Below are 5,048 nucleotides of genomic sequence, written 5' to 3'. Positions count from 1 at the left end.
TCAGTGGCAGCGAGACGCAGCTGTTGTTCGACCAGCTCAGTCAGCTGCGTGATCGCGGCGTCGGCATGATCTACATCTCGCACCGTTTGGACGAAGTCAAACAGATCGCCGACCGCGTCACCGTGCTGCGAGACGGACGTCACGTCGGCACCGAAACCGCCGAATCGATGAGCACCGACCAGATGGTCCAACGGATGAGTGGCGAGCTCGCCGATGAACGGTCCGACGAACAGCCGGATGCCGAAACCCGTCAACGCGCTACGACGTCAGCGGTCTCGGCGGACAAATCAGATCAGCGTAACGATTCGACCGTGTTGACTGTGGAAGCCCTGTGCTGTGGCATGGTTCGCGACGTCTCCTTTCAGGTCCGCGGCGGGGAAACGTTTGGCATCGCGGGTTTGGTCGGATCGGGGCGGACGGAACTGCTGCGCGCGATCTTCGGCGCCGATCGAGCGGAATCGGGACAGGTTTGCGTCGCGGGAAAAGCTCCCACGCGTTTTGGGCATCCGTCGCAAGCGGTCGCGGCAGGCTTGGCGATGGTGACCGAAGACCGCAAGCAGAACGGTTTGTTGCTCCAGCAGTCGATTCGCTGCAACACGTCGCTGAGTGCGATGATCAAACGGTTTTCGCGGTTCGGCTTGATCAGGCCGGCACGTGAAGCGACGGTCGCCGGGCAAATGTGTCGCGCGATGGAAACGCGTTGCACCGGGATTGAACAGAGTGTCGGAACGCTCAGTGGCGGCAATCAACAAAAAGTCGCGATCGCAAAATGGCTGACCCGCGACGCCGACGTGTTTCTGTTTGATGAACCGACGCGGGGGATCGATGTCGGTGCCCGGCGAAGGATTTATGAACTGTTCGACGAACTGGCGTCGGCCGGCAAGGGGATCGTGATCGTCAGCAGTGACTTGGACGAGCTGATGGAGACCTGTGATCGGATCGCCGTGATGTCGGCCGGGCGGCTGGTGGAGACCCGCGAGCGGTCGTTGTGGACCGAAGATGCCATCTTGCAGGCGAGTTTTGCCGGGCATCGAACCAAAGAATCTCAACGTTTGACCGGAACATGAAACAAAAGTTGACTCAATCGTTTTTGCAGTACGCCGGACTCTTGGGAGTGTTGGTGCTGTTGATCGCGGTGTTTTCGCTCAGTTCAAAGAACTTCTTTCAGACCCAGACGCTGGTCACGATTGCCAACTCCAATCCGGACCTGATCTTCGTGTCGGTCGGGATGACGTTGGTCTTGATCGTCGCCGGAATCGACTTGTCGGTCGGATCGTTACTCGCGCTCGGATCGGCGGTGATCGGGGTGTTGATGGTGCGACACGAGTGGAGTTTACCGGCGGCGTTTTCGGTGTGTTTGCTGGTCACGGGCTTGTGTGGATTGTTCAACGGGTTTGTCTCGGTTTGGTTTTCGATCCCATCGTTCATCGTCAGCCTGGGCATGTTGGAAATGGCACGCGGCGGGACGAAGGTGATCACGGATTCACAGACGATGTACATCGGCAGCCGCGTCGAAGCGTTCGGGGAACCGTTGCAGTGGGTGCCGCTATCACCGGCTTTTCTCGTCGCGGTGATGACGGTGATTGCGGGGCAGTTCTTGCTGACGAAAACCGTCTTCGGGCGTTATTGCGTTGCCATCGGGACCAACGAAGAAGCGGTGCGGATGAGCGGGATTCGGACGGCACCGATCACGATCGCCGCCTTCATGATTTTGGGGCTGCTGTGTGGTCTGGCGTCACTGTCGCAAACCAGCCGATTGTCCAGTGCGGATCCCAACGCGGCGATCGGGTTAGAGCTCTCGGCGATCGCGGCCTGTGTGATCGGAGGCACCAGTTTGATGGGCGGACGCGGCAGCGTCGTCGCGTCCTTTATCGGCGTCCTGATCATCGCCGTGTTGCAATCCGGCCTGGCGCAGTTGGGCGTCGAAGACGCGATCAAACAGCTGATCACCGGAGCCGTCATCATCGCCGCCGTCCTCCTCGACGCCCTCCGAGTCCGCTGGGGCGGGAGGTCGGGGTGAGATAAGTAGACAAGAAAATGGGTGACAAGAAAATGTTGTGTGGAGGTTTGGAGTGATGCCGGTTGAGGTCCTGGGCGAAGTCCGCGCGGTCGAGGAGCAGGTTTTTGCGGACGTCTGCTACAGGGTGATGGGGCGTGTGTTTTCAGTTCGGAAGACCATGGGACCGTTCTTCCGAGAAAAGATCTATCAGACGAAGATTTGTGAGAGTTTCCAACAGACGCAAGTAGAAGTGCCAATCGTCATTAGACAAGACAGGTTTCGTCATGAGTATTTTATCGACACTGTCTTTGACGCGGTGGCTGTCTTCGAGTGGAAAGCGGTTGAACGCCTCCATTCAAGGCACCGAGCACAATTGCTGAATTACCTCATGCTCTGTGAACTCCAGCGTGGCAAACTTGTGAACTTACGTCCGGAGACCATAAGGCTCCATCGTAAAAGTCACTGCACTCAACAAACAAAAACAATCCTACCTGAAAAACATCCTCCGATTTCTTCGTTACGTGGAGATTCCTGTCGTACAGTGGCTCAACATCGCCAGTGACACCGTGACATTCCAAACGATCCGACGGTGCTGAGCGGACCGGCAACATTTTCTTGTCACCCATTTTCTTGTCTCCCTCTCGACTGCTCTCCATCTTCCTGCCCCTCATCTTTCTGCCATCCCTCCGCGGTCCATCTCCATCGCTAGCACTTTCCCTGTCTCGCTTTCCTGGCACGCTGCGACTTCCGCCGGTGTGCCTTCGGCGACGATTCGGCCTCCGGCGTCTCCGGCGCCGGGGCCGAGATCGATCAGGTGGTCGGCTGAGAGCATCAGCAGCGGGTTGTGTTCGACGACCAACAGCGAGTGTCCGTCGGCGATCAGGGCGTCGAAGCAATCGACCAAGCGGATCAGATCGTCAAAGTGCAAACCGGTGGTCGGTTCGTCCATCACGAACAGGGTGCGTTTGCGTTTTGCCGACGCCAAGAAGGCGGCCAATTTCAACCGCTGGCCTTCGCCGCTGGACAGCGTGGTGGCGGATTGGCCGAGCGACAGATAGCCCAGCCCGACATCGATCATCCGTTTCAGCCGCGCCTGAACCTTGTCGGCGCCTCGGAAAAACGCGTAGGCTTCGCGGGCGCTCATCGCCAGCACGTCGGCAATCGAGCGGTCGCGATATCGGACCTTCAAAATGTCATCGCGGAATCGCGTGCCGCGACATTCCGGGCACTGCATCGAAACGTCGGCCAGGAATTGCATGTCGATTTCCAGCACGCCGGCGCCTTCGCATTCCGGGCACCGTCCCTTGTCGCTGTTGAACGTGAAGTGGCTGGGAGTCAATCCGCGCGCCCGCGCCTCGACGCTGTCGGCAAACACCTTGCGGATCGGATCAAACGCCTTCAGGTAGGTCACCGGGCAACTGCGTGGAGAGCGACTGATCGGGGATTGATCGACCGACACACAGTCCTGGATCTGGCCCAGTCCGGTGATCGATTGATAGGGCAGCGGTTTGGCGGCTTGGCGAAGTTTCTCGTGGCGGATTGCTTCGAACAGCGTGTCCTGGACGAGCGAGCTTTTGCCGCTGCCGGAAACGCCGGTCACGACGCACAACACGCCCAAAGGAAAATCCACGGTCAGGTCTTGCAGGTTGTGGCCGCGCGCCCCTCGCAGCGTGATCCGACCACGCGGCGACCGCGGATCGTGGTGCCGCAGAGTCGCGCCGCGTCGTCCGGAGAGGAATTGCCCGGTCAGCGAGTCACGGTGGCGCAGCATCTGCTTGGGCGTGCCTTCAAACACGATCCGACCGCCGTCGCTGCCCGCACCGGGACCGATCTCGACGACGCGATCGGCGGTTTCGATCATCGTTTCGTTGTGCTCGACGACGATCACGGTATTGCCGCGATCCCGCAAGGATGCGATCGAATCGGCCAGCCGGCGGACGTCTTTGGGGTGCAGCCCCGCAGTCGGCTCGTCCAACACGTACAGCATGTTGACCAGGTTGCCGCCCAGGGCCGCGGTCAACGCGACCCGTTGCGTTTCGCCGCCGGAGAGCGTCCGCAGAGGGCGATCGAGTTGCAGGTAGCCCAGCCCGACCGATTGCAGGTATCCGATCCGGTCGCAGATTTGTCGCAGCGGTTCGGCGGCGATCTCACGCTGCCGCTCACCCAGCGGCGCGTGATGAAAGAATTCCGCAGCGGCCGAACCCGACATTTCCAGCAGGTCCGCGATCGTCCGGTCGGCGATCTTGTAGGCCAGTGCCGCTGCGTTGTAGCGACGACCGTCACAGGCGTCGCAGGTTCGATAGCTGCGATAACGGGCGGCAAAGATGCGGATGTGCATCTTGTATTTCTTGCGATCCAGCCAGGCGAAGAAGCCATCGAGTCCGCCAAAGTTTCGCTCGTGCACCCCGCGCTGAATCAACTTCAAGTGCTTCTTCTTGAGCTTGCTGAACGGCACGTCGGTCGGCAGGTCGTAGTCCTCGGCCAGCGCCAGTAATTCCTCCAGCTCATGTTCATAGGAGGGCGTGTTCCAGGGCGCGATCGCACCCTCGGCAATCGAAAGCGACGGGTCCGGCACGATCAGGTCCATGTCCACGTCGACCAGATCGCCGAAGCCTTCGCATTTTTCGCAGGCCCCCAGCGGGTTGTTGAAATTAAACAGCCTGGGGACGGGATCGGGGTAATCCAGGTCGCACTGATCACAGCGCCGTTGATCGCTGATCACCCGCTGCATCCAAGGGCGGCCATCGATCTCGGTGATGCGGCCCGTCGGCGTTTTGGCGTCGGTGATGACGTCGGCGCTCGGATCAGCGGCCGAGAGATCTTGGTTCGGGGGAACGAAGTGAAGATTCGATTCGCCGACGCGCTGCGCGGAGGGCGGAACGATGGAGGCTTCGGCGGTCGCTGTCGCGGTCCCTGTCGCCTGCGCTTCGATCAGCACGACCGCCCGGCCGTGTCCTTCGCCCATGGAGGTTTCCAGCGATTCGGTCAAACGCGACAGTTCGGTGTCGGCTGAAACCCGGTCGACGACCACGATGCATTCCGCGCCCCC

4 protein-coding genes are annotated in these 5,048 nt (G+C 60.2%); 3 read left to right on the top strand and 1 reads right to left on the bottom strand.

Translation table 11 applies throughout. From position 1 onward, the window contains the following. From ABX749_RS21320 to ABX749_RS21310, 3 genes are all read left to right on the top strand, one after another. On the top strand, positions 1–1,067 hold a 1,067-nt coding region (locus ABX749_RS21320), incomplete at its 5' end, for a sugar ABC transporter ATP-binding protein (protein WP_372897756.1). Then, complete coding sequence (locus tag ABX749_RS21315) at positions 1,064–2,020, top strand: ABC transporter permease (protein ID WP_372897755.1); 957 nt, start codon at positions 1,064–1,066, stop codon at positions 2,018–2,020. The genes ABX749_RS21320 and ABX749_RS21315, both read left to right, overlap by 4 nt. Positions 2,021–2,075: 55 nt before the next feature. Then, positions 2,076–2,561 carry a GxxExxY protein gene (locus tag ABX749_RS21310; protein ID WP_372897757.1) on the top strand — a complete coding sequence of 162 codons (486 nt, stop codon included), beginning with the start codon at positions 2,076–2,078 and terminating at the stop codon, positions 2,559–2,561. A 105-nt stretch (positions 2,562–2,666) separates the two neighbouring features. On the opposite strand, the gene uvrA is transcribed toward ABX749_RS21310, so the two are convergent. Next, positions 2,667–5,048, bottom strand: a 2,382-nt coding sequence (uvrA, locus tag ABX749_RS21305) for an excinuclease ABC subunit UvrA (RefSeq protein ID WP_372897754.1), incomplete at its 5' end; no start/stop codon positions are given.

It is taken from the genome of Stieleria sp. (assembly GCF_041595215.1).
GTDB classification, from domain to species: domain Bacteria; phylum Planctomycetota; class Planctomycetia; order Pirellulales; family Pirellulaceae; genus Stieleria; species Stieleria magnilauensis.
The sequence above is the reverse complement of the archived record's forward strand: the minus strand, read 5'-3'. Positions and strand labels throughout refer to the sequence as shown.